The sequence below is a fragment of the Glycomyces sp. TRM65418 genome, assembly GCF_019710475.1.
GTDB lineage: Bacteria > Actinomycetota > Actinomycetes > Mycobacteriales > Micromonosporaceae > Glycomyces.
In genome coordinates this window covers 239,261-260,154 of sequence record NZ_JAJFAX010000003.1, presented here as the reverse complement: position 1 = coordinate 260,154, position 20,894 = coordinate 239,261, and the positions used below count along the sequence as shown (strand labels likewise).

Annotated in this window: 19 protein-coding genes; 11 read left to right on the top strand and 8 right to left on the bottom strand. The window is 75.2% G+C overall.

Annotated elements, in window-relative coordinates; genetic code table 11:
• Nucleotides 1–20: 20 nt before the first annotated feature.
• From K3N28_RS09195 to K3N28_RS09180, 4 genes are all read right to left on the bottom strand, one after another.
• Nucleotides 21–491, bottom strand: coding sequence for a DoxX family protein (locus tag K3N28_RS09195; protein WP_228092197.1), 471 nt, complete (start codon nucleotides 489–491; stop codon nucleotides 21–23).
• 69 nt (nucleotides 492–560) lie between these two features.
• The gene (locus K3N28_RS09190) at nucleotides 561–947 is read right to left on the bottom strand and encodes a DUF1992 domain-containing protein (RefSeq protein WP_228092196.1); all 387 of its coding nucleotides are present in this window, start codon (nucleotides 945–947) and stop codon (nucleotides 561–563) included.
• Nucleotides 948–1,067: 120 nt separating this feature from the next.
• Nucleotides 1,068–1,724, bottom strand: coding sequence for a hemolysin III family protein (locus K3N28_RS09185; RefSeq protein WP_228092195.1), 657 nt, complete (start codon nucleotides 1,722–1,724; stop codon nucleotides 1,068–1,070).
• 148 nt (nucleotides 1,725–1,872) lie between these two features.
• Nucleotides 1,873–2,715, bottom strand: a complete 843-nt coding sequence (locus K3N28_RS09180; RefSeq protein ID WP_228092194.1) for an arylamine N-acetyltransferase — start codon at nucleotides 2,713–2,715, stop codon at nucleotides 1,873–1,875.
• 194 nt (nucleotides 2,716–2,909) lie between these two features.
• Here K3N28_RS09180 and K3N28_RS09175 point away from each other — a divergent pair, with 194 nt between their 5' ends.
• Nucleotides 2,910–3,428, top strand: a complete 519-nt coding sequence (locus K3N28_RS09175) for a hypothetical protein (protein WP_228092193.1) — start codon at nucleotides 2,910–2,912, stop codon at nucleotides 3,426–3,428.
• On the opposite strand, the gene K3N28_RS09170 is transcribed toward K3N28_RS09175, so the two are convergent.
• Nucleotides 3,355–4,497, bottom strand: coding sequence for a glycosyltransferase (locus tag K3N28_RS09170; protein WP_228092192.1), 1,143 nt, complete (start codon nucleotides 4,495–4,497; stop codon nucleotides 3,355–3,357). The genes K3N28_RS09175 and K3N28_RS09170 overlap by 74 nt on opposite strands.
• A gap of 252 nt (nucleotides 4,498–4,749) precedes the next feature.
• On the opposite strand from K3N28_RS09170, the gene K3N28_RS09165 reads away from it, so the two are divergent.
• Nucleotides 4,750–5,439 carry a hypothetical protein gene (locus tag K3N28_RS09165; protein WP_228092191.1) on the top strand — a complete coding sequence of 230 codons (690 nt, stop codon included), beginning with the start codon at nucleotides 4,750–4,752 and terminating at the stop codon, nucleotides 5,437–5,439.
• A gap of 133 nt (nucleotides 5,440–5,572) precedes the next feature.
• Here the strand turns inward: K3N28_RS09165 and K3N28_RS09160 are convergent, their stop codons facing one another.
• The 3 genes from K3N28_RS09160 to K3N28_RS09150 all read right to left on the bottom strand — a co-directional run bounded on the left by K3N28_RS09160 (nucleotide 5,573) and on the right by K3N28_RS09150 (nucleotide 8,842).
• Nucleotides 5,573–5,779, bottom strand: coding sequence for a hypothetical protein (locus K3N28_RS09160; RefSeq protein ID WP_228092190.1), 207 nt, complete (start codon nucleotides 5,777–5,779; stop codon nucleotides 5,573–5,575).
• 109 nt (nucleotides 5,780–5,888) lie between these two features.
• On the bottom strand, nucleotides 5,889–6,401 hold the full coding sequence (locus K3N28_RS09155) for a LuxR family transcriptional regulator (protein WP_228092449.1): 513 nt from the start codon (nucleotides 6,399–6,401) through the stop codon (nucleotides 5,889–5,891).
• On the bottom strand, nucleotides 6,401–8,842 hold the full coding sequence (locus tag K3N28_RS09150) for a LuxR C-terminal-related transcriptional regulator (protein WP_228092189.1): 2,442 nt from the start codon (nucleotides 8,840–8,842) through the stop codon (nucleotides 6,401–6,403). Before K3N28_RS09150 ends, K3N28_RS09155 begins: the two co-directional genes overlap by 1 nt.
• 179 nt (nucleotides 8,843–9,021) lie before the next feature.
• Between K3N28_RS09150 and K3N28_RS09145 the strand changes: the two genes are divergently transcribed.
• The 9 genes from K3N28_RS09145 to K3N28_RS09105 all read left to right on the top strand — a co-directional run bounded on the left by K3N28_RS09145 (nucleotide 9,022) and on the right by K3N28_RS09105 (nucleotide 20,857).
• On the top strand, nucleotides 9,022–10,512 hold the full coding sequence (locus K3N28_RS09145) for a dynamin family protein (protein WP_228092188.1): 1,491 nt from the start codon (nucleotides 9,022–9,024) through the stop codon (nucleotides 10,510–10,512).
• 16 nt (nucleotides 10,513–10,528) lie between these two features.
• Nucleotides 10,529–11,104, top strand: coding sequence for a nucleotide exchange factor GrpE (locus K3N28_RS09140; RefSeq protein ID WP_228092187.1), 576 nt, complete (start codon nucleotides 10,529–10,531; stop codon nucleotides 11,102–11,104).
• On the top strand, nucleotides 11,101–13,017 hold the full coding sequence (locus K3N28_RS09135) for a dynamin family protein (RefSeq protein ID WP_228092186.1): 1,917 nt from the start codon (nucleotides 11,101–11,103) through the stop codon (nucleotides 13,015–13,017). The genes K3N28_RS09140 and K3N28_RS09135 overlap by 4 nt, the downstream gene beginning before the upstream one ends.
• On the top strand, nucleotides 13,017–13,520 hold the full coding sequence (locus K3N28_RS09130; RefSeq protein WP_228092185.1) for a hypothetical protein: 504 nt from the start codon (nucleotides 13,017–13,019) through the stop codon (nucleotides 13,518–13,520). The genes K3N28_RS09135 and K3N28_RS09130 overlap by 1 nt, the downstream gene beginning before the upstream one ends.
• Nucleotides 13,521–13,805: 285 nt before the next feature.
• Entirely contained in the window at nucleotides 13,806–15,311 is a 1,506-nt protein-coding gene (locus K3N28_RS09125) for a molybdopterin-dependent oxidoreductase (protein ID WP_228092184.1), read from the top strand.
• 165 nt (nucleotides 15,312–15,476) lie between these two features.
• On the top strand, nucleotides 15,477–16,739 hold the full coding sequence (locus tag K3N28_RS09120) for a DnaJ domain-containing protein (RefSeq protein ID WP_228092183.1): 1,263 nt from the start codon (nucleotides 15,477–15,479) through the stop codon (nucleotides 16,737–16,739).
• Nucleotides 16,740–16,824: 85 nt separating this feature from the next.
• A complete protein-coding gene (locus tag K3N28_RS09115; protein ID WP_228092182.1) occupies nucleotides 16,825–18,186 on the top strand; it encodes an IucA/IucC family protein in 1,362 nt (453 codons plus the stop codon).
• Nucleotides 18,183–19,730 (top strand): IucA/IucC family protein, encoded by a 1,548-nt coding sequence (locus tag K3N28_RS09110; RefSeq protein WP_228092181.1) that lies wholly within the window; start codon nucleotides 18,183–18,185, stop codon nucleotides 19,728–19,730. Before K3N28_RS09115 ends, K3N28_RS09110 begins: the two co-directional genes overlap by 4 nt.
• Nucleotides 19,727–20,857 (top strand): type III PLP-dependent enzyme, encoded by a 1,131-nt coding sequence (locus K3N28_RS09105; RefSeq protein ID WP_228092180.1) that lies wholly within the window; start codon nucleotides 19,727–19,729, stop codon nucleotides 20,855–20,857. The genes K3N28_RS09110 and K3N28_RS09105 overlap by 4 nt, the downstream gene beginning before the upstream one ends.
• Nucleotides 20,858–20,894 lie beyond the last annotated feature (37 nt).

The following is a 20,894-nucleotide window of genomic DNA, read 5'->3' as shown; positions in this document are numbered from 1 at the left end:
CGGGGCGGCAAGGGGTTTGGTCAGAGGGCGGCGAGGACGGCCAGGCCGATGAAGAGGATCTGCTCGGCCGTGCGGATGCCCAGCGGCGTGGCGGGTCTGCCGGCGAGCGGGATGCCGCGGCGGGCGGCGGAGACGTTCGCCGGGAACATGGCGATGAGCAGGAGTGCGAGGCAGAGGGCGGCGGCGGTCGCGGTGGCCGGGATGAGCAGGCCGACGGCGCCGGCGATCTCGAGGACGCCGGTGAGGGCGACCAGGGCGGCCGGGCGGGGCAGGTTCGGCGGGACCATCTTGGTCATGTCGTCGCGGAATGCGGGCGCGAAGTGGACCGTGCCGGTGAGGAGGAACATGGCGGCGAGGCCGATGCGCAGGGAGGTCTGCCAGTCGAGGGCGTCGACGCCGAGGAATCCGATGAGGCGGGCCAGGAGGGTGGCGGCGGTGAGGGTGATGACGGGTACCACGGTGGGGCCTTTCTCGCCGGTCCCCCGGCGCATGTCTTGACATTGTCAAGTTCATGATGCGGCACAGATCTAGGCACTGTCAAATTGATGTGGCGGGGGCCGCTAGGCGCGGCGTTCGCGCCAGGCGGCGACCGCGGCGTCCACGTCGATGAGGCCGAAGCGCAGGGGCGGGCCGTCGATCGGGCCGATGAGGGCGTGCCTGATGCGCGCGTTGAGCCGCTCGACCGCGTCGCGCACGGCCGCTTCGTCGTCGAGGGCGTCGAGCGCGGCGGGCAGTTCCTCGCGTTCGCGGGCCAGCCGCAGCGCGGGCGGGAGGGCGTCGAGGCCGATGTTCTCGCGGGTGGTCTTCTGGCGCAGCCACCAGTCCTCATGGAGGGGTTGGCCGATGCCGGGGAGGGGTTTGCCGGCCCCGGGCAGGTTCGCGAACTCGCCGCGGGCTTCGGCTTCCTGGATCTGGCGGTCGACTCCCCGGGCCTGCCTGTCGCTCATCGGGACCTCCTCGGTAGGGGCCCAATGCTAACCGGTCGGCAGTCGCTGCCGGCGCGGCTCGCGGGCCCGGGCGACGTCGGCGAGGGGTCGGCCGGCGGCCGCAGCGGGGCCGGCGGGCGGTCAGGCGGCGGCGGCGACCACCATGGCGACGGCGGCGAACTGGGCCGCGTAGGCCGCGACCGTGAAGGCGTGGAAGAGCTCGTGGAAGCCGAACCAGTGCACCGACGGGTTCGGGCGCTTGAGCGCGTAGATCACGCCGCCGACGGTGTACAGGACGCCGCCGGTGAAGATCAGGACCGTCGCCGCGACGCCGGCTCCGGCGATGAGCTCGGGGACGGCGAAGATCGCGGCCCAGCCCAGGATGATGTACAGCGGCGTGTACAGCCAGCGCGGGGCGCCGACCCAGAGGGTGCGGAAGGCGACGCCGGCGGCGGCGCCGGTCCAGACGACCGTCAGGAGCGCGGTGCGGGCGGTGCCGTCGAGGGCGAGGACGGCGATGGGCGTGTAGGTGCCGGCGATGATGAGGTAGATGTTGGCGTGGTCGAGGCGTTTGAGCCAGGTGGTGGCGCGCGGGGTGAGGTTGGTGCGGTGGTAGAGGGCGGAGACGCCGAAGAGGGTGACCGAGGTGGCGATGTAGATCGCGGTGGAGAGGCGGCCGGGGGCGGTGGGCGCGGTGCCGATGAGGATGAGTCCGGCGATGAGGGCGGCGGGGAACGCGCCGAGGTGGAGCCAGCCGCGGAGTCGGGGTTTGGTGTCGGTGATCGTCGCCAGTGCCATGGTTCGACGGTACGCCCGAGGGTTACCGGTCGGTAGTGCCGCTGGTCCCCCGATCGGGGGTGGGGTTAGGCCCCGAGGCGGTGTGTCGTCCGTGGTGCAGGTGGAGATCCGGCCGGACGCGGTTCGGCGGCCCGGTCGTGCCCGGGGGCTACGGGGTCAGGTCGGTGAGTCGGCGGACCAGGAGGTCGGCTTCCTCGGGGTCGGTGCGGATGCCGAAGACGTCGTCGAGGAGCTTGGGGACCTCGTGCGGTCGCACGTTCGCCTTGCTGGGGGCCCGGCCCGGGCGTTCGGTCGTCCAGGTGAGGGCGTCGAGGGTGTCGTACCGGTCGGTGCGCAGCCGTTGGACGTACGGGCGGATGACGAACGGGGAGCGGTCGTTGGAGGCGACGAAGTGGTTGCCGACGGCGAAGTCGACGGGGTACTGCGGGTTCTCGGTGAAGACCTGCCGCACTTCCCAGCCTTCCGGTCCGTTCCCGCGCTGGTGGACGGCCCAGCCCGGTGATCCGTGGGTGATGTCCTGCCATCGCAGCAGGTACGGCCACGGTCCCGCCTCGCTCCGGGCGCCGTCGACGAGTTCGATGGGCTCCAGGGGGCTGGCGCCGAAGCCGACGTCGATGAGCCAGCGCGCGCCGTCCAGGTCGACCAGGAGCATCGCGTGCGTGGCCGGGCGCGGATGGCGGGAGTCGGCGCCGAGCTGGACCCGGCCTGAGACGGCGGTGAATCGGAACCCGAGCCGTTCCAGGGCGGCGGCGAAGAGCGCGACGTGCTCGTAGCAGTAACCGCCGCGGCCGCGGCGCAGCAGCTTGTCCTGCAGCGCGGGCAGGTCGAGCCGCACGTGGCGGTGGAGGAAGCTGTCGAGCGTGTCCCAGCGGACGGTGAGGACGTGGGCGCGTTGGAGGGCGCGCAGGGTCGCCATGGTGGGGGTGCGGTCGCCCTCGTAGCGGAGGAAGGCGAGATAGGCGTCGAGGTCGAGTTGCTCGCTGTGCCACATGTGCGGGGCAACGTTCGGGTGCGGGCCGGTATTTCGGTTCCGGGGTGAGAGGGCGGCCACGTCGGGGGGCGCAGAGGGGGAGCCGCCGGGGCCGTCTCCCCCTTGGGTATCGCGGGAGTGCGCGTCGGCGCGTAGGCGCGAATACGTTCTGGCGGGGAGGCGCCCGGGCGGTGGCGGGGGCGATCGTGAAGGGCATGTTCAAGCTTCGCCGCCCGGCGTACCGGGCCGTCATCATCGTTCATGTGGCCGCGTCCGTCGCCTGGCTCGGGTTGAGCCTGTGCCTGCTGGTGCTCGGCGTGTGGGCCACGACCACGCAGGCCCCGGCCGAGCAGTACGCGGCCGGGACCGCCATGTCGACCCTCGCCGGGACGCTCGCGATCCCGTTCGGGGCCATCGCGCTGGTCAGCGGGATCGTCCTCATGCTGGGCACCAAGTGGAGCCTGGCGTACACGTGGGTCGCGGTCAAGCTGGTGGCCACGGCGATCGCGTTCGCGCTGACGGTGTTCTCGCTGCGGCCGGGCCTGGCCGCGACCGCGGCCTCGCTCGACCCGGCGAGTCTGCAGGTGCTCGACTCGCAGATCCTGGCCGCTCCGATCGTGTCCTCGGCGATCTATCTGGGGGCGGTCGTGTTGTCGTACGTCAAGCCGTGGGGACGGCGGCGAGCCGCCCTCGGGCGGGCCCGAGTGCCAGCGCCCGCTCGTAGTGCGCGATGAGCGCGTCGCCTTCGGCTTCCCAGGTGCGCGTCCGCACTTTGCGGCGGCCGCGTTCGCCCCATTGGCGCAGGAGGTCGCCGCGGTCGGCGAGGGCCTGCACGGTGGCGGCGAGCGCGGCGGGGTCGCCGGGCGGGAAGTGGGTGCCGTCGACGCCGGGGTCGACCAGTTCGGCCGCGCCGCCGGCGTCGACGGCCACGACCGGGACGCCGGAGGCGTGGGCTTCCTGGATGGTCTGCCCGAACGTCTCGTACGGTCCGGTGTGGACGAACAGGTCGAGGGAGGCGTACAGGCGGGACAGGTCGGTCCCGTGGAGGGCGCCGAGGAACGCCGCCTGCGGGAGCGCGCGTTCCAGGGCGCGGCGGCGGGGTCCGTCGCCGGCGATGACGAGGCGGATCCCGGGGGCGGCGGCGAGGTCGGTGAGCCAGTGCAGCTGCTTCTCGCGGGCGAGGCGGCCGACGTAGCCGACGAGGAGTTCCCCGTCGGCGGCGAGCGCGTCGTGGAGGGTCTGGTCGCGGTAGCGGGGGTGGAAGCGGTCGGTGTCGACGCCGTGGGGCAGGACGGCGACGCCGCCGATGCCTTGGGCGGCGAGGGCTGCGGCGGTGCACTGGGACAGGGCGAGGTTGACGCGGGCGCGGGAGTGGATGGAGCGCAGGCGGTGCCACACGAGCTGTTCGAACGCGGTCAGGTGGTAGGCGCGGGTGTAGGCGGGCAGGTCGGTCTGCCAGACGGCGACGGCGGGGACGCCGCGGCGTTCGGCCCAGGCGGCGGCGCGGGCGGTGTAGCCGAAGGGGCTGGCGAGGTGGACGACGTCGGGCCGGTGGGCGTCCAGGGCCTCGTCGAGGGCGCGGGTGGCCAGGCCGGCGCGGAAGTGCCGGTAGGCGGGGAGGCTGACGGAGGGGACGTGGACGACGGGCCAGTCGAAGGTCGGGCGGGGCCCGGGCCCGGGGGCGGGGGCGATGACGACCGGTTCGATCCCGCGCGAGGCCAGGTGGGCGGCGGCGCGCGCGACGGAGCGGGCGACGCCGTTGACCTGAGGCGGGAAGGACTCGGTGACCAGTGCGACTCTCATGACCGGAGCGTAGGGGCCCAGGTGGGCGGGTGAGGGAACCCGACATGGCCCGGGACTGAACCGCAGCCGATATTCCCGGCCGCCGGAACCGCTGGTGGCGGGTCGGTCGCGCAGCGGCGCGCGGGTGCGCTCAGGGGGTCTCGGCGCGGGGTGGTGTCGTACCCCGGGGGTAGGTATTGGAGGATGCAACGCACCGGCCGGTCCCATCCGGCCCCTGAGACCCTACTGTCGAAACCTGCGAAGGAGCCCCCGATGTCACTGTCGAGTGCCGACGTCGCGCACCTCGAAGCGGTGTTGGCGCAAGGAAAGAAACCGAAGGTGGTGTTCACCGACGCCGCCGGGCAGGTCGCCGGCCGCACCGGCAAGGTCGTCGCCCTCGACCCGCGCGGCGTGGACGACTTCGTGACCGTCGCCTTCGGATCCGACGAGCTGCCGTTCTCGGCCGCCGAACTGCGCCTGCCCGCCCCCGGCGAGGGGACGCGGCGCGCGCCCCGGCAGCGCTCGAACGCGCCCGCCGGGCCCGGGCTGCTGCCCGAGGACCCCGAGCCGAAACCCGCGCCCAAGACCGCACCCGCTGCCAGCGAAAGGAAACCCGTGACCGCACCCGAGGCGACTCCGCCCGCGGCCGAGCCCGCACCGGCCCCGAAGAAGAAGGCCGCCCGGCCCCGCGCCGCCGCCAAGCACCCCGAGCTCCAGGTGACCTTGAGCTATGAGGACGGCGAGTGGACCGTGGCCGCCGCGCGCGGGGCCCGCACGGTCGTCAAGGGCGCCAAGGTCGCGCACTCGGCGGCGCTGGCGATGTGCCAGGCGTCGGGTTCCGACGAGGTCGCCGAGGTCGTGTCCGAAGTGGTCGAGAAGATCCGCTCCGAGGCCGCCGAGGAGGCCTCGCGGCTGCGCCGCCAGCTCGAAGAGGCCGAAGCGCGCCTCGCCGAACTGAAGTAACCGCCGCAGGAGCGGAGCCGACGGGCCCGGACGCCCGGCCAGGGACTGGTCGCAGGCGTGCCGGGCCCGGCTGTGTCCGCGAGCGGGCGCGTCGTGGCCCGGCGGTGGGGCCGGGCTCGCGGAGGCCGCCCGGTCACTCGACTTCCTCGGCCTCCACGTCGACCGCCGCCTCGCCGTGCCCGCCTCGGGCCTGCTCCTCGTCTCGCGCTTCGATGGCGCGCTGGAGGGCGTCTTCCCGGGTGGTGAACCGCTCGGCCTCCTGCGGGAGTTCGACGACGTCGCCGCCGGGGCCGACGTACACGCGACGGTCGCCCCTGACCAGTACCGGTGCCCAGCTCATGCTGCCCTCCAGGGCTCGTTGTTCCCAGGTTCTCGCGCCATTGTCACCCGAAGGCCGCCCCGTGTCAGCCGGAGCGCGGTGTTCGCAGCGGGCGCCTTGCCGGGCGTCGCTAGTCGCGGGCGTGCTTGATGTAGATCATGACCGCTTCGCGGGTGGTCTTGACGCCGAGGGATTGCCGGGCCGCGGCGATGCGGCGGTTGGCCGTGCGCAGGGACACGAATTCGGCCTCCGCGGCCGCCGCGATCGTCGACCCCGCCGCCAAGCGCCCCAGCAGGGCCCGCTGCTCGGCGTCCAGGTCGAGGCCGTCGGCCGCTTCGGCCTTGCCCGGGGTCAGCCCGAGGGGGCCGACGCGGCGCAGGTCCGCCGCCAGCGTCAGGGCGAGCGCCCCGGTCGCCACCGCCACGATGCCCGCCCCGCGGGCGGCCGCGTGCACCGCCTGGGAGGCGGTGTGGTCGTCGGTGACCTGCCCGTGGCACACCAGGCGCCGCTCGGCCAGGTCCCACGCCGGCTCCAGGAGCGCGAAGCCGCGGTGGGCGGCCCATCCGGCCGCGGCGCAGCGGCGCACGATCGCGTCCGCGTCGCCTGCGGCGGCGACGACGTGCAGCGGCACCTGCTCGCCCATCACGCCTCACCGCCTTCGAGGGACGCCGTCAGGAGCACGGCCGCTTCGGTGCGGGTCTTGGCGCCGAGTTTGCGCATGCCGGAGCGGATGTGGGTCTCCACGGTCTCGGCGGTGATCCCGAGGATCTCGGCGATCCGCCGTGAGGGATGCCCGGCGGCGACGTGCCGCAGGACTTCGCTCTCGCGGTCGGTCAGTCCCCCGCCGCCGCGCGCCGAGCGGCGGTCGCGGCGCACGTCGTGCTTGCGCAGGCCGCGGCGGGCGCGCCCGGCGAGGACGATGAGGCCGTGCTCGTCGGCGATCCGCTCGGCCGCCTCGAGGGCGGCGACGGCGGCCTGCGGGTCCCCGGAGTGGGCGGCCAGGGCCAGCAGGCAGCGGACCTGCTCGCGGGCGGCCAGCCCGTCCCAGGCGGACGCGGCCTGCGCGAACGGGCCCGGCGCGGCCTTGTCCCAGGCCGCGAGCGTCGAGGCCACCGGCGCCGGCCACGGGGTCGGGTCGGCCGCGACCGGTTCGGTGCCGGTGTCGTAGGCGATCCACCGGCCGGTGATGTGCGCGAGCCCGCCGACCAGGCCGGGGCGGGACTCGGGGGCCTCGGGGCCGGGCTGGCCGTCGAGCCAGGCGGTCTCGTGCTCCAGCCAGGCGACGAGCCCTTCGAGCGCCGCGGGGGCGTCGCGCAGCCGCGCCAAGCGGGCGCGGGCGGCGCCGAGCGCGCCGGTGTCGGCTTCGGCGAGGGCGATCGCGGCGTCGATGAGCGTGTCCGCGACCGCCGGGAGCGCGTGGTCGGCGAGGGACTGGGCGGCGGCGATGACGTTGTCGAGCCCGGTGCCCGACAGCACCAGGCACCACGCGGCGGCGGCGAGGAACCGCGTCTGCCACGAGTAGGCGCCTTCGGCCCCGGCCCGGTCGGCCGCCTCGTGGGCGACCGCTTCGGCCTCGACCAGGCGGGCCGCGTCCGCGAGCGCGATGACCCGCGACCACGCGCACCAGGCGGCGGTCGTGGTGTCCCCGGCGTCGCGGGCGAGGGCCTCGGCGTGCGCGAGCGCGTCCGGGTCGTCGCCGGCCAGGGCCGCGGCGAGCCCGGGGTGGTCGAGGTCGGGGTAGGCGGTGAGGAGGGCCGCGGCGAGGGCGGCGCGTTCGGCGGGCGGGGCGCACAGCAGCCGCAGCTGGTCGGTCTCGGGCCCGGCGGGGGCGGTGTGGAGGGCGGTGCGGGCCTGGGCGGTCTCGCCGAGGGCCAGGAGCGCCCAGGCGCGCGCGAGGGCGGCCTCGGGGTCGGTGTCGGGGGCGTGGTCGAGGACGGCGAGGGCGGCGCGGGTGCGGCCGGCCGCGAGCGCCGCGCGGGCGGCGGGGACGGCGTGGACCGGGTCGAGGTCGGCGGCGAGCAGGAGCGCTTCGGCGCGGGCCTGGGGGGCGGCGTCGGCGGCGGCTGCGGCGTCGAGCGCGGCTCGCAGGGCCAGGTCGTCGAGTCCGGCGGCGCGGGCGTGGCGGGCCGATTCGACGCCGACTGTGGCTTCGGCGAGGCGTTCGTGCATCTGCCGGCGCGCCTCGGGGTCGAGGATGCCGGCGGCGACCTCGGCCATCCACGGGCTGGCGGCCCGCAGGTAGGGGCCTTCGGCGATCGCGAGTCCGGCTTCGGCCAGGACGGCGGCCCCGTCCCCGAGGAGGCTGGGGTGGGCGGGCCGGCCGAGCAGGCCGAGCGCGGCCAGCGCGGTGCGGCCGGCGCGGGGCAGGTCGCTGATGGCCGCCGCCGCGGCCGCGGCCGGGTCCCCGGGGGTGGTGAGGTCGAGGTCGGCGCTGCCGGGTTCGGTGTGGGCGGCGCGTTTGGCCAGGGCGGTGAGCGCGAGCGGGTTGCCGCCGGCGCGGACGGCGAGCGCGGCGGCCCGGGCCGGCGGGAGCGCGGGGGCGACGTCGGCGACGAGCCGGGCCGCTTCGGCGTCGGTCAGGTCCGGGACGGGGACGACGGTGGCGTCGGCGAGGAGGCGGACCAGGGCGTCGTCGCCGATGCGGTTGGGGGTGCGCAGGGCGGCGGCGACCGGGAGGCGCTCGGCCAGGACCGGGAGCACCGCGAGCGTGGCGGCGTCGCACCATTGCAGGTCGTCGATGATGAGCAGGCCCCCGCGGGTGCGGGAGTAGACGGCCTCGGCCAGCAGCGGCAGGTCGTCGGCGGGCATGCGGGCGCGCGTGGCGCGTTCCAAGGCGAGGGCCGGGGCGCTCGAGAGCGTCGCGAGGCCGCCGCCGAGGTGGACGGGGCGCTTGGAGGCGCGCGCGAGGCGTTCCAGGAGGCGGGTGCGACCGCTCCCGGGCGGGCCGGTGACGACCACCAGGCCCGGGCCCGCCAGCGATCCCGCCATGGCGCGCAGGGCGTCGTCGCGGTCGTGGACGGCGCCGGCGGTGGGCGCCGCGGCGGCACGGGGTGCCAGACCGGGGCTGGGCGGCGGGGCGGCCAAGGGGGCTCCTAACGCTGTGGCACGAATGGGGGAGGCGGCCAGGCGGCTGCGGTTTGTATCGTCGTGTTGTCGACGGATCGCCGACGCCTCTCATGATATTGCGGAACCTTCGATGCCGCAGACCGGCGTCGTCGGCGGCGGCGCCGAAGGAACCGACGGAGAGGGCGGACGCAGCAGTTATGGTGGCAGGGCAACTCACCACGAGCGTGGCGAGCATGTGCGAGGAACTGGCCGCGAAGGTCAGTCCTGCGTCTCGTCCCGTGGTCGAGGAGGTGGCGTCCCGGCTCGGGCAGCCGCTGCGCGTCGCGGTCGCCGGCCGGCTCAAGGCCGGCAAGTCCACCCTGGTCAACGCCCTCATCGGCCGGCGTGTCGCCCCTACCGCGGCCGGGGAGTGCACCCGTGTGGTGACGCAGTTCCGGTACGGCCCGGCCGACCGCATCGACGTCATCGCCCGCAACGGGACCAAGCACGCCGTCCCGCTCGACGCGGCCGGGATGATCCCGACGATGCTGCCGATCCCGGCCGACGAGGCCGCGATGATCGACGTGCAGCTGTCCTCGGACCGGCTGCGGGATCTGATCGTGGTCGACACGCCGGGTCTGCAGTCGGTGAACACCGAGATCTCCGATGCGGCCCGCGAGATGCTGTTCGCCGCGCCGATCGCCGAGGACGTCGACGACGACTCGCGCGCCGCGGTCGAATCGGCCGAGGCGATCATCTACGTGTTCACCCAGCAGGTCCGCGCCGACGACGTGGAGGCGTTGGAGGCGTTCGCGAAGGCGTCGCAGCAGCTGTCGTCGTCGCCGATGAACGCGTTGGGGCTGTACAACAAGGCCGACAAGCTCGCGCCCGGGCCCGGTCAGGACCCGTGGCCGGTGGCCGGGCCGATCGCGGCCGACCAGGGCGCGATCCTGCGCCGCACCGTCTGCGACGTCGTGCCGGTCGTGGGGCTGCTGGCCGAGACCGCCGAGGCCGGGCTCCTGACCGCCGCCGACTGCGAGGCGCTGCGCACGCTCGCGGGCCTGGACGAGGACAAGCGGGCGCTCATGCTCGCCTCCGCGGGCCTGTTCTTGAACACCGAGGGCCCGGTCGACCGGCAGCAGCGGCAGCGGCTGCTGGAGCGGCTGGACCTGTACGGCATCCACTTCGCCATCGCCCATCTGAGCGCCAACCCGCACCTGGCGACGGGCGAGCTGGTGCGGTTGCTGTTCGCGGCCTCGGGGTTCCCGCGGCTGCGCACGACGCTGCACCAGATCTTCGGGGTCCGCGCGGACGTCATCAAGGCCGGGTGGGCGCTGGCGCGGCTCGACGCGGCCGCCGCCTCCGGGCCCGCCGCCGACCGGGACCTGCTGCGCGGCGCGGTCGAGTCGATCGTGGCCCGCCCCGAATACCACCGCCTGCCGCTGCTGGAGGCCGCCGCCCAGGTCACGACCGGGCAGGTCGCCCTGCCCGAGGCCATGGAGGCCGAAGTGGCCCGCCTGGCCCTGACCGACGACGCCGGCGTCGTCCTCGGCATGCCCGACGCCCCCCGGCCGCAGCTGCGCCGCGCCGCCATCGAGGCGGCCGCGCGCTGGCGGGCCTTCGCCAACGGCGGGGCCACACCGGCCCAGGCCCGGGTGGCGAACGTGGTGCATCGTGGTTTCCATCTACTCGCCCAGAGACTCGGCTAGACATGAGGAGAGCATTGTGACGATTCGACTCGGCGGACCGCTGGTGGGGGCCTTGGTGGGCCTCGCCGCCGCCGCCCTTGGCGCGGTGTTCCTCACCGGCGGGTTCGATCCGGTGACCCTGGCCGTCGCGGCCGGGTCGGTCGTCATAACCGCCGTCGTCGCCGTCCTGACCGGACGGTCGATCGCACCGCAGGCGCCCCGGTCGCCGGCGGTCCCCCCGCTCACGCCTGCCCCCGGGCCCGGCACGGGGCCGATCCCGGTGGGGCAGCTGACCGAGCCGGCCCGCGCCGCGCAGGTCATGGCCGACCGGACCGTCCTGGTCGACGCGTGCATCTGGATGCGCGACCGCGCCACCTCCCCGGCGCTGGCGCAGCACCTGGACGGCGCGTTCGCCCGCGTCGGCGTGTCCCAAGTGGACGCCACGGGGCAGCGGTTCGACCCGTCCGTGCACGAGGCGGGGTCGGTCATCGCCGCCGGATCCCCCGCCGAGGACGGCATCATCGCCCGCACCGAGACCCCCGGGTACACCGACCGCGGCCGCCTCCTGCGCCACCCGATCGTCACCGTCTACCGCGGGCAGGTGCGGGCATGACCGACACCACCGCTCCCGCGTCCCCGCCCGCCGCGAAGCCGGCGCCCGCGAAGAAGGCCGCCCCGAAGCCGAACCCGGCCGCGCAGATCCACAAGCTGTGCGTCAAGGCCGCCAAGGCCGGCAACGCCTCGCTGCGGACCGTCGACGCCAAGGCCGCCGCCGAAGTCGACGAAGTCGCCCGCTGGCAGCCCGAGAAGCCCGTCGCCGTCGTCGTCGGCGAGACCAAGCGCGGCAAGTCCTCCCTCGTCAACGCTCTGCTGGGCATGCCGGGCCTGTCGCCGGTGGACGCGCAGGTCGCGACCACCGCCTACCTGGAGTTCGCGTACGCCGAGCAGGCCTCGGTGCGCGCCTGGCAGCCCGGCGCCGCCGACCCGATGCTCCTGGGCGTGGGCGACCTGCGCAACTGGGCGACCCGCCTGGGCACCATGCCGCCCGGGATGGTGCCGCCGCGGCGCATGCTGGTGGGGCACCCGTCGGCGCTGCTCAAGCACATGTCCGTGGTCGACACCCCCGGCACCGGCGGCCTCGACCCCGACCACGCGCAGATCGCGCTCGAGGCGGTCGGCCGCGCCACCTGCCTCATCATGGTCACCGACGCCTCCAGCCCCATGGCCAAGACCGAACTGGACTTCCTCTCCGAGGCGTCCAAGCGCGTCAACTTCGTCGTCTTCGCCCTCACCAAGACCGACACCTACCCCGGGTGGCGCACGATCATGGAGGAGAACCGGTCCCTGATCGAGGCGCACGCCCCGCGCTTCCGCCACGCACCGCACTACCCGGTCTCGGCGATGCTCGCCGAGCACGCGCTCGCCTCCACCGGCCCCACCCGCCAGGCCCTGGCGAAGGAGTCGGGGATCGGCCGGATGCAGCGGGCCCTGGTCAAGGTCGCCACCGCCGGGAAGGCCCTGGTCGCCGCCAACGTCGTCCGGGCCGTGCGCACCGAGTTCCAGCGCCTGGCCGTCTCCGCGGCCGAGGACATGAAGGCCTACGACCCCGACCCCGAGGCCGCCAACCGGCTCAAGGAGGAGAAGAAGCAGGCCCTGGCGCTGCGCCGCACCGAGACGAAGAAGGCGAACCTCGCCCTGCGCGTGGAGACCCAGCGCGCCAAGATCGAAGTCCAGGGCCGCCTGCGCACGCACCTGCAGGAACTCGAAGAGGCCCTGCTCGACGAGGTCGAGAAGGCCAACAAGGCCGCGCTCGAATCGCTGCCGCAGCGCGTCGACATCGCCCTGCAGGGCATCGCCGCGCGCCTGTCGGGCGAGCTGCACCAGCGGTTCGTGCTCCTGGCCGAACGCGTCCTGCGGCAGGTGTTCAACGACGACGAACTGCGCCAGGCCACCAACTCGATCTCCGCGGGACTGCGCACCGCCGCCTCCGGGCGGGCCCGCCGCGACGCCAACACCGACGGGGCGCTGCTCGTGGCGTCCTCCGCGGGTGTGGCGATGATGGCCGGGCGCGTGGTGACCATGGGCGCCGGCGCGGTCGGCCTCGGGGCGCTCACCGGCATCGGCGCGGTCGCCCTGTCGGCCTCGGGCGTCGGCGTCGGCCTCGCCGCCGCCGCGTTCCTGCTGTACCGCCGCAAGATCCAAGGCAACCGGCAGGCCGCGAAACAGTGGATCCAGCGGATCATCGCCGAAGCGCGGGCGAACCTCAACGAGGAGATCAGCTTCCGGTTCACCGAAGTGGAGTTCGTCTTCAACTCGACCCTGGACGACGCCCTGGAGCGGCGCGCCGCCGAGTTCGACGCGCGCATCTCGGCCGCCGAGAACGCCGCCAAGGCCGACCAGGCCGCCCGGGCCAAGAAGCAGGCCGCGCTCAAGCAGCGCCGCGACTCCATGGCCCAGAAGGTCAAACAGCTCGACGAGGTGCTGGCCAAGGCGCGCACCCTCGTCCCAGGCGAGGAGGAAGCGTGATGGATGAGTTCGAACCGTTCGATCCCGAATCGAACGCCGACTTCGACGCCGACGACCTCGACGACGACCCCGAGGCCCCGGACCTGGACGACTTCGACGACGAGGAGGACGGCGACGACCTCGACTCGTTCGCGTTCGCCGACGGCGAGGTCGACGGCTTCGAGGGCGGCGAGCTCGACGAGGACTTCACCGTCGACGCCGAATACGACGACGCCGACGGTTTCGAGGACGAGGCCGAAACCGAGCCGGGCGGGGACGAGACGGCGTACGCCGCGACCTACGAGGACCTCGTCCTCGACGAGGCCGACAACCCGCCCGGGTTCCCGCCCGAACTGGACCTGGACGTGCCCGAGCCGGTCGACGGCTACCCGTGGGTGGACCTCGACGTGCTGGGCCACGCCGAGGCCGAGCCGTGGGTGAACTCCGTCGAGGCCTCCGAGTACGCCCTCGCCGACATCGACGACCCCGCCGCGCAGGCCCTGTCGCGGTTCTGGCAGGGCTAGACCGCGGCGTCGGTGGGCCCGGCAGCCGCCGACCGCAGCCAGACAGCGAACGGCCCCGCGACATCGGCGCGGGGCCGTTCGCTTCGCGGTGATCGCGGCGCGGGCTCGTTCGGCGCTCCGGCGGCGGCCGGCGACCGGGAACACCGCGGGCTTCGAGTGCACGGGGCCGTTCGCCGGAGGCGGCGGCGCGACGAGACCCCTTCCCGAGGTCGCCGCGGCCGCTTGTTCAGCAGAACGTAAGCACCGATCCGCGGCGCGCGGCCTCGTGCGCGCGATCATGGAGGGGTGAACACTGCGCACCCCGCGAGCCCGCGCGCCTGGGCTGCCGCCGGCACCGTCGCGGCCCTCGCCGGCCTGGCACTGGGCCACCTCGCCGCGGCCGCGACCGAACCGCGGTCCGCGCCCCTCTCGGCCCTGAGCGACCTCGTCGTCGCCCGCTCTCCCGCCGGGTTCACCCGCTGGGCCATCGACACGTTCGGCACCGCCGACAAACCGCTCCTGGTCGCCGGCCTCGCCATCGGGCTGGCCGCGGTCGGCGCGCTCGCCGGCCTCGCCTGGCGCCGGCACCCCGGTCGGGGCGTCGGCGTGTTCGCGGCCTGCGCCGCCATCGGGACCGCCGCCGCGGTCACCCGGCCCGGCCTCGGCGCGGCCGCCGCCGTCCCCTCGATCCTCGCCGCCGCCCTCGCGGCACTGGGGCTGGTCTGGTGGGACCGCCGGGGCCGCGCCGCCACCGTCACCGGGCGGCGCGGCTTCCTCTGGGGCGCCGCCGCCGTCGCGGCCGCCGCCGTCGGCGCCTCGTGGTGGGCCGCGCGCGTGGGCCCGGCCGCGATCGAGGCCGACCGCGAATCCCTCGACCTGCCCGCCCCCGACGTCCCCGCCGTCGAACCGGGACCGGTCGCCGACTTCGACGTCCAGGGCCTCGCGCCCTACCGGACGCCCAACCGCGACTTCTACCGCATCGACACCGCCATCACCGTCCCCCGCATCGACGTGGACGCCTGGCGCCTGCGCGTCCACGGCATGGTCGACCGCGAACTGACCTTCACCTTCGACGACCTGCTGGGCCGCGAACTCATCGAACGCGACATCACCCTGTGCTGCGTCTCCAACCGGGTCGGCGGCGACCTCGTCGGCAACGCCCGCTGGCTCGGCGTCTCCCTCGCCGACCTCCTCGCCGAAGCCGGCCCCGACCCCGCCGCCGACCAGCTCGTCTCCCGATCCGACGACGGCTGGACCGCCGGGTCCCCCGCCGACCTCGTCTTCGACGGCCGCGACGCCATGATCGCCCTCGGCATGAACGGCCGCCCCCTCCCGGTCGACCACGGCTGGCCCGCCCGCCTGGTCGTCCCCGGCCTCTACGGGTACGTCTCGGCCACCAAATGGCTCACCGAACTCGAACTGACCACCTTCGACGCCTACGACGCCTACTGGATCACCCGCGGCTGGTCCACCCCGCGGCCCGTCAAGACCGCCTCCCGGATCGACACGCCCCGTTCGCGATCCACCGCCGGAACCGTCGTCGTCGCCGGCGTCGCCTGGGCCCAGCACCGCGGCATCGCCGCCGTCGAACTACAAATAGACAATCGCGAATGGCAGTTGTGCGCACTGTCCGATGTCGCCACCACCGACACATGGCGGCAATGGCGCTTCGAATGGGACGCCGCGCCAGGCGAACACCGACTCACCGTCCGCGCCACCGACGGCGACGGGAACGTGCAGACCAGCGAAGTGCAGGGTGTCGCCCCCGACGGCGCCACCGGCCTCCACAGTGTCACCGTCGCCGTCGAATGACCCCGAGCAGCGGCCGGGCGAATCACCCCGAAGCGAAAATGTCGGACCTGGCGACACCCGAACCGGCGAAGCGGCGGTAGATTGGCTGCATTACCGTCGGCCCTGCGCCCGATCCCCCTCGCCGAGCGCCGGCCCGTCCCCGCACGACCGACCGGGAGCCGCGTGGTGAACGAACCAGACCACTACCGCGTCCTCGGGGTGAGCCCGCAGGCCCCGAAAGCCGAGATCCAAGCCGCCTACCGCCGCCGGCTGCGCGAGACCCATCCCGACAAGGGCGGCGACGAGGCCGAGTTCCACCTCGTCCAAGGCGCCTGGGAGACCCTCTCCCACCCCGGGCGGCGCCGCGAATACGATCTGCTGCGCTTCGGGCGCCGCGCCGCCCGCCGCTACGGCAAGGCCGCCGCCAAACCCGCCCACCGCAAAGTCCGCGGCTGGAACGTCGCCCCCACGCCGCCGCCCGCCGCCCAGGGCTTCCCCGCCGAAGGCGCCCTCGTCGCCGTCCCCTGGCACGCCCGACTGCGCCTCGCCAGGCCCGTCTACCGGCCCTCCAGCTGGATCGCCGGCGCCGCCAGCGCGATCCTGGCCGCCGTCTGGGTCTTCTGCGGCCTGGGCTACCTCGGGCAGGCGCTGGCCTCCGACAGCTGGCTGTTCCTGGCCCTGGCCATCCCGGTCACGCTCGCGATCGCCATGATCGTGTTCGTCCAGACCAGCCGGGCCTTCCGCCGGCGCCCCGAGACCTCCCCGAACGCGCCCACCGGGCGGCTGGTCCTGGCGTTCCTGGTCGCCGCCGCCGTGGTGTGGCTCGCCGGGCTCAGCACGCCGTGGGGCTGGGCGCTGGGGGTGTACGTGCTCACCGGCGCGGCCCTGGCGTGGACGGTCAAGCGGCTGCGGTACACGCTGGCGCTGCGCCGCTCCGTGGGCGGGGCGCTGCGGCAGTTCAACGCGTTCGGGCCCGCCGGGACGCGCCCGAAGGCCGACCGGGCCACCGGGAAGCTCCTGCGGGAGGTCCTGTCGAACCTGCCCGCGGCCCGGCTGTTCGTGGCGCTCCCGGCCGAGCCGGACACGCGCGTGCCGCACGCGATCGTCTGCGGCGACCGGATCGCGCTGCTGTGCGCGCCGGTCGGGCGCGACAACGCCGACGTGGACTCGGTGAACCTGCCCGAGGCGGTCAGGGCCCTCGACGAGGCGCTGCCGGACGCGACCGTGCAGGGCTGGGTGCTGTGGCCGACCCTGCCCGAGACCGCCCGCGCGGGCGAGACCGCCGCGGTGCACGACGTGGCCGTGAGCCAGGCCGCCGCCGACATCGGCCTGTGGCTGGCCGCGGGCGGCGCGGTCTACGACCTGCCGGTGCTCCAGGCGCTGCGGATGCGCCTGGCGACGGTGCCGCCCCAGCCCTCCGGCGACCGGGCCCCGGTGGTCCGGGCCTGAGAGCGCCCGTGCCGCGGCGTGAGCGTGCGTTCGGTGAGCAACGGCACCCTCCACAGCGGCGTGAGCCGCCAGTACAGTGCAGGCCATGAACGCCGCCACCGCCCGCGCCGACGCGATCGTCGCCGCACGTCTGCGCGCCGCCGCCGCGATCGAGCCGCTGCCGGGCGAGGCGACCGGGCGCACCGCGGTCGAGGTGGCCGCCAACGTGGCCGCGGGGTCGCCGCACGCCGCGCGGTTCGCTGAGGAGATCGCTGCGGCGGTGCGCGGGACCGCGCTGGCGTTGGAGGCGGCGCGGCCGCACCCGGCGGATCTGTGGGCGGCGGCTGCGGCGGCGCATCCGGATCCGAGCGTGTGGTTCGAGCAGGCGGTGCTGCTGGGGCACCCGACGCATCCGCTGGCGCGCAGCCGCGGCGAGCTCACCGACGAGGAGATCCGCGCGTACGCGCCCGAGCACGGGGCCCGGCTCGACCTGGGGTGCTACGAGGTCGCGTCGCTGCGGGAGCCGCCGCAGTGGCCGACCTGCTGCGGCCGTTCCGGGCGCCTGCCGGTCCATCCCTGGCAGGCCGCGCGGTACGGGCTCACCGGACCGCAGCGCGTCTGCGAGGGCGCCGCGCCGTTGATGAGCCTGCGCACGGTCTCGGTGGGCGACCTCCAGATCAAGACCGCCGTGGACCTGCAGTTGACCTCGGCGGTCCGCCACGTCTCCGAGGCCGCGGTCCACAACGGCCCGATCCTGTCCCGGCGGCTCGACGCGGCCGCGGCGGCGCACGGCATCACGCTGCTGCCCGAGCGGGCGGCGATCGCCGAAGGCCCGGACGGGGAACCGCAGCCGCACTTGGCGGCGATCATCCGCCCCGCACCGCACCGGCGCGGCCACCCGCGGGCCGTGCCGCTCGCGGCGCTGGCCGAACCCGACCCGGCCACCGGCCGACCCGTCGCCGCCCGCCTCGCCGGGGACGACCTCGACGCGTGGTGGGCGGCGTTCGTCCCCGTCGCGCTCGCGCCGCTGCGGCTGCTCGCGGCCACCGGCGTCGCGCTGGAGGCCCACGGGCAGAACACGCTCGTCTCCTGCAGCGGCGACCGACCCACCGCGCTGGTCTACCGCGACTTCGGCGGCGTCCGCGTCCCGCCCGACGAGTGGCCCGGGCTCATCGGCGACCTCCCCGAAGCCGACCCCCGGGCCCGGTCGACGAAGCTCCTCGCCGCGCTCTTCCCGACCACGCTCACCGCGATCGTCGACGCCCTCGCGGCCTGGACCGGGACCGACCCGGGCCGGTGGTGGCGCACCGTCGCCGACGCCGTCCGCGACCTCGCCCTCGAACCGGAGCTCGGCGCGGCGGTGCTGCGGGATCCGTGGCCGATCAAGGCCACGACCGCGATGCGCCTGGCCGACCGCCCGACCGACGACCTCTGGGCGGCAGTCGACAACCCGCTGGCCGCGGCGTGAACCGACACGACCGCCACCTCGCCGCGCAGATCACCGCCGCCGCCTGGCGCGAGAACCTCAACGGCCGCCGCGAACGCCCCGCGCCCGAAGGCGCCCGCGACGGCGCGTTCAACCAGCTCGACCTGCCCGGCGGCGCCGACGAGGACCCGGTGGCGACGCTCGAAGCGATCCTCGGCGCGCCCGTCCCCGAGCACCTGCGCGCGGAATTGCGGTCCGCGCGCGAAGGCCTGGCCCTCGCCCGGGTTCGCGCGGCGAACCGCAACCGGCACTTCGCCGCGCTGGCGGCCCGCGCCGGCGCCGGCAGCCTCGCCGAACTCGTCGCCGCCTGCACCGGCGACCCCCACACCACCACGCGCCTGCTCGAAACCCTCGCCACCGAAGGCCACCAGCTGCACCCGTGCGCGCGCACCCGCCTGGGCTGGGAACCGGCCGACCTCGCACGCTACGACCTGGAGACCGCCCGGCCGATCCGGGTGCGTCTCGTCGCCGACCGCGGCGGCGTCCTCGCACGCTCCGGCACGGACCTGCGCGAGCACCCGATGCTCGCCGGACTCGACCTGCCCGGCCCCGTGCTGCCGGTCCACCCCTGGCAGCTCGAGCACCGGATCCTCCCGAAGTACGCGGACCTGTTCGCCGCCGGGCGGCTGGCGGTGCTGGAGGCGACCGTGCCCGCGTGGCCGACCGCCGCGATCCGCACCCTCGCCGGGCACGGCGCCCCCGGATTCCTCAAGCTGGCGCTGGGCATCCACGTCACCTCCACCCGCCGCGACATCTCCCCCAACACCGCGTTCCTCGCCCCGGTGCTCAGTGCGAAACTCCGCTCCATGGACCCGGCCACCGGCGAGGAGCACCGGCACGCGCTGGTCGCGGACGTCGCCGGAGCGTGGCTGCCGGGCGCGCGCGACCTGACCGCGATCGCCCGCGCCCCGCTGCACGAGAGCCTCGCCCCCGGGCTCGTGTGCGTCCCGGCGACCGCGCTGGCGGCGATCTCCCCGGTGACCGGGGTGAGCCTGGCGGCCGAGTACGCCGACTGGTCCGGCGACGCCGGGCGGTGGATGCGCGATTACGCGCGACTGTGGACGGGGCCGATCCTCGAGAAGGCGCGCCTGGGCATCGGCCTGGAGACGCACCTGCAGAACAGCCTCGTGGGCTTCCGGGGCCCGCAGCCGATCACCCCGGTCACCCGCGACCTGGGCGGGGCCCGGATCCACGCCCCGAGCGCGCCGTTCCCCCTGGAGCTGCCCGCCGACAGCCCGGTGAACGCCGCGAGCATGGACCAGGTCCGGTCCAAAGTGGCGTACACGCTGTTCCAGAACCACTTCGCGCCCCTGGCGGCGGCGCTCGAACGCGACTGCGGCCTCGACGCGGCCGGGTTCTGGTCGGACCTGGCCGACCACATCGCCGCCCTGCCGCTGCCCGCGGCCGACCGCGACGCCTACCTCGCGCCGCGGGTGCCGACGAAGGCCCTGCTGACCATGCGTCTGCACCCCGGCCGCGAGATCGCGACCCTCGTGGACAACCCGCTCGCGAAAGGCCGACGATGACCGGCTTCGACGAACGCATCGAGGCGGCGGTGCGGGCCCTGCCGTCGCCTTCGAGCGCCTGGATCTACGACCCGTCCGCGCTCGTCGACCGCCTCGCGTCCTTGCGGGAGGCGCTGGCGGGCCACACGATCCTGTACGCGATGAAGGCCTGCGCGAACCCGGCGGTCCTCGCCGCCGCCGCGCGCCGCGCCGACGGGATCGAATGCGCCTCCGGCGGCGAACTCGCCGCGGCGACCGCCGCCGGCGCGGCGCGCCTGGCGTTCTCCGGGCCCGCCAAGACCCCCGGTGACCTCGCGGCCGCCGCGGCGAGCGATGTGCCGCTCCTCGTCCACGCCGAGAGCGAGCGCGAGCTCGCCGGTCTCGCCGCCGCCGGTTTCGCCGGTCCGGTCGCCTTGCGGGTCAACCGGGGCCGGGCGCTGCCGGGCACGCACCAGATGACCGGGGCGCCGACCCCGTTCGGCATCGACGCGGCCGCGGCGGCCGACGCGGCCGACCTCGCCCTGTCCTTGGGCCTGCACGTCGTCGGCTTTCACCTGCACGCCGTCTCGAACTGCCTGGACGCCGCAGCCTACGTCGCGCATGTGCGCGACTCGGTCGCCTGGGCGCACGGGGCGGCCGAGGGCCGCTTCCCGCTGCGGTACGTCAACGTCGGCGGCGGCCTCGGCGCCGACCCGCGCGGCGACGTGATCGACGTGGGCGCGCTGGCGGCGGGCCTGCGCGGGCTCGACACCGGCGGGGCCGAGCTGGTCTTCGAGCCCGGCCGCTACCTCGCGGCCGCCGCGGGCTGGTACGTCGCCGAGGTCGTCGACGTCAAGACCGTGCAGGGCCGGGCCTTCGCGATCGTCCGCGGCGGCACCCACCACTTCCGGCTCCCGGCCGCGTGGGGGTATTCGCATCCGTTCCGCGTCGTCCCCGGCCCGCGCGAGGACCGGGTGTGGACCGATGTGGACGTGCGCGTGTGCGGTGAGCTGTGCACGCCCAGGGATGTGCTCAACGGAGGTGGGCGCGTGCCGTCGATCGCCGTCGGGGATCGTCTGGTGTTCGCGAATGCCGGCGCGTACGGCTGGGAGATCTCCCATGACCGGTTCCTGGGGCATCCCGGGCCCGAACTGGTCGTGTTGGGCTAGTCGGCGGGGGTGCGGGCGTTCGCCTGCGTCTACGATG

Excerpts from the sequence above, each read along its gene's own strand:
- K3N28_RS09195 (WP_228092197.1), bottom strand. The coding sequence starts at position 491 with ATGCGCCGGGGGACCGGCGAGAAAGGCCCCACCGTGGTACCCGTCATC.
- K3N28_RS09190 (WP_228092196.1), bottom strand. The coding sequence starts at position 947 with ATGAGCGACAGGCAGGCCCGGGGAGTCGACCGCCAGATCCAGGAAGCC.
- K3N28_RS09185 (WP_228092195.1), bottom strand. The coding sequence starts at position 1,724 with ATGGCACTGGCGACGATCACCGACACCAAACCCCGACTCCGCGGCTGG.
- K3N28_RS09180 (WP_228092194.1), bottom strand. The coding sequence starts at position 2,715 with ATGTGGCACAGCGAGCAACTCGACCTCGACGCCTATCTCGCCTTCCTC.
- K3N28_RS09175 (WP_228092193.1), top strand. The coding sequence starts at position 2,910 with ATGTTCAAGCTTCGCCGCCCGGCGTACCGGGCCGTCATCATCGTTCAT.
- K3N28_RS09170 (WP_228092192.1), bottom strand. The coding sequence starts at position 4,497 with ATGAGAGTCGCACTGGTCACCGAGTCCTTCCCGCCTCAGGTCAACGGC.
- K3N28_RS09165 (WP_228092191.1), top strand. The coding sequence starts at position 4,750 with ATGTCACTGTCGAGTGCCGACGTCGCGCACCTCGAAGCGGTGTTGGCG.
- K3N28_RS09160 (WP_228092190.1), bottom strand. The coding sequence starts at position 5,779 with ATGAGCTGGGCACCGGTACTGGTCAGGGGCGACCGTCGCGTGTACGTC.
- K3N28_RS09155 (WP_228092449.1), bottom strand. The coding sequence starts at position 6,401 with ATGGGCGAGCAGGTGCCGCTGCACGTCGTCGCCGCCGCAGGCGACGCG.
- K3N28_RS09145 (WP_228092188.1), top strand. The coding sequence starts at position 9,022 with ATGGTGGCAGGGCAACTCACCACGAGCGTGGCGAGCATGTGCGAGGAA.
- K3N28_RS09135 (WP_228092186.1), top strand. The coding sequence starts at position 11,101 with ATGACCGACACCACCGCTCCCGCGTCCCCGCCCGCCGCGAAGCCGGCG.
- K3N28_RS09130 (WP_228092185.1), top strand. The coding sequence starts at position 13,017 with ATGGATGAGTTCGAACCGTTCGATCCCGAATCGAACGCCGACTTCGAC.
- K3N28_RS09115 (WP_228092182.1), top strand. The coding sequence starts at position 16,825 with ATGAACGCCGCCACCGCCCGCGCCGACGCGATCGTCGCCGCACGTCTG.
- K3N28_RS09105 (WP_228092180.1), top strand. The coding sequence starts at position 19,727 with ATGACCGGCTTCGACGAACGCATCGAGGCGGCGGTGCGGGCCCTGCCG.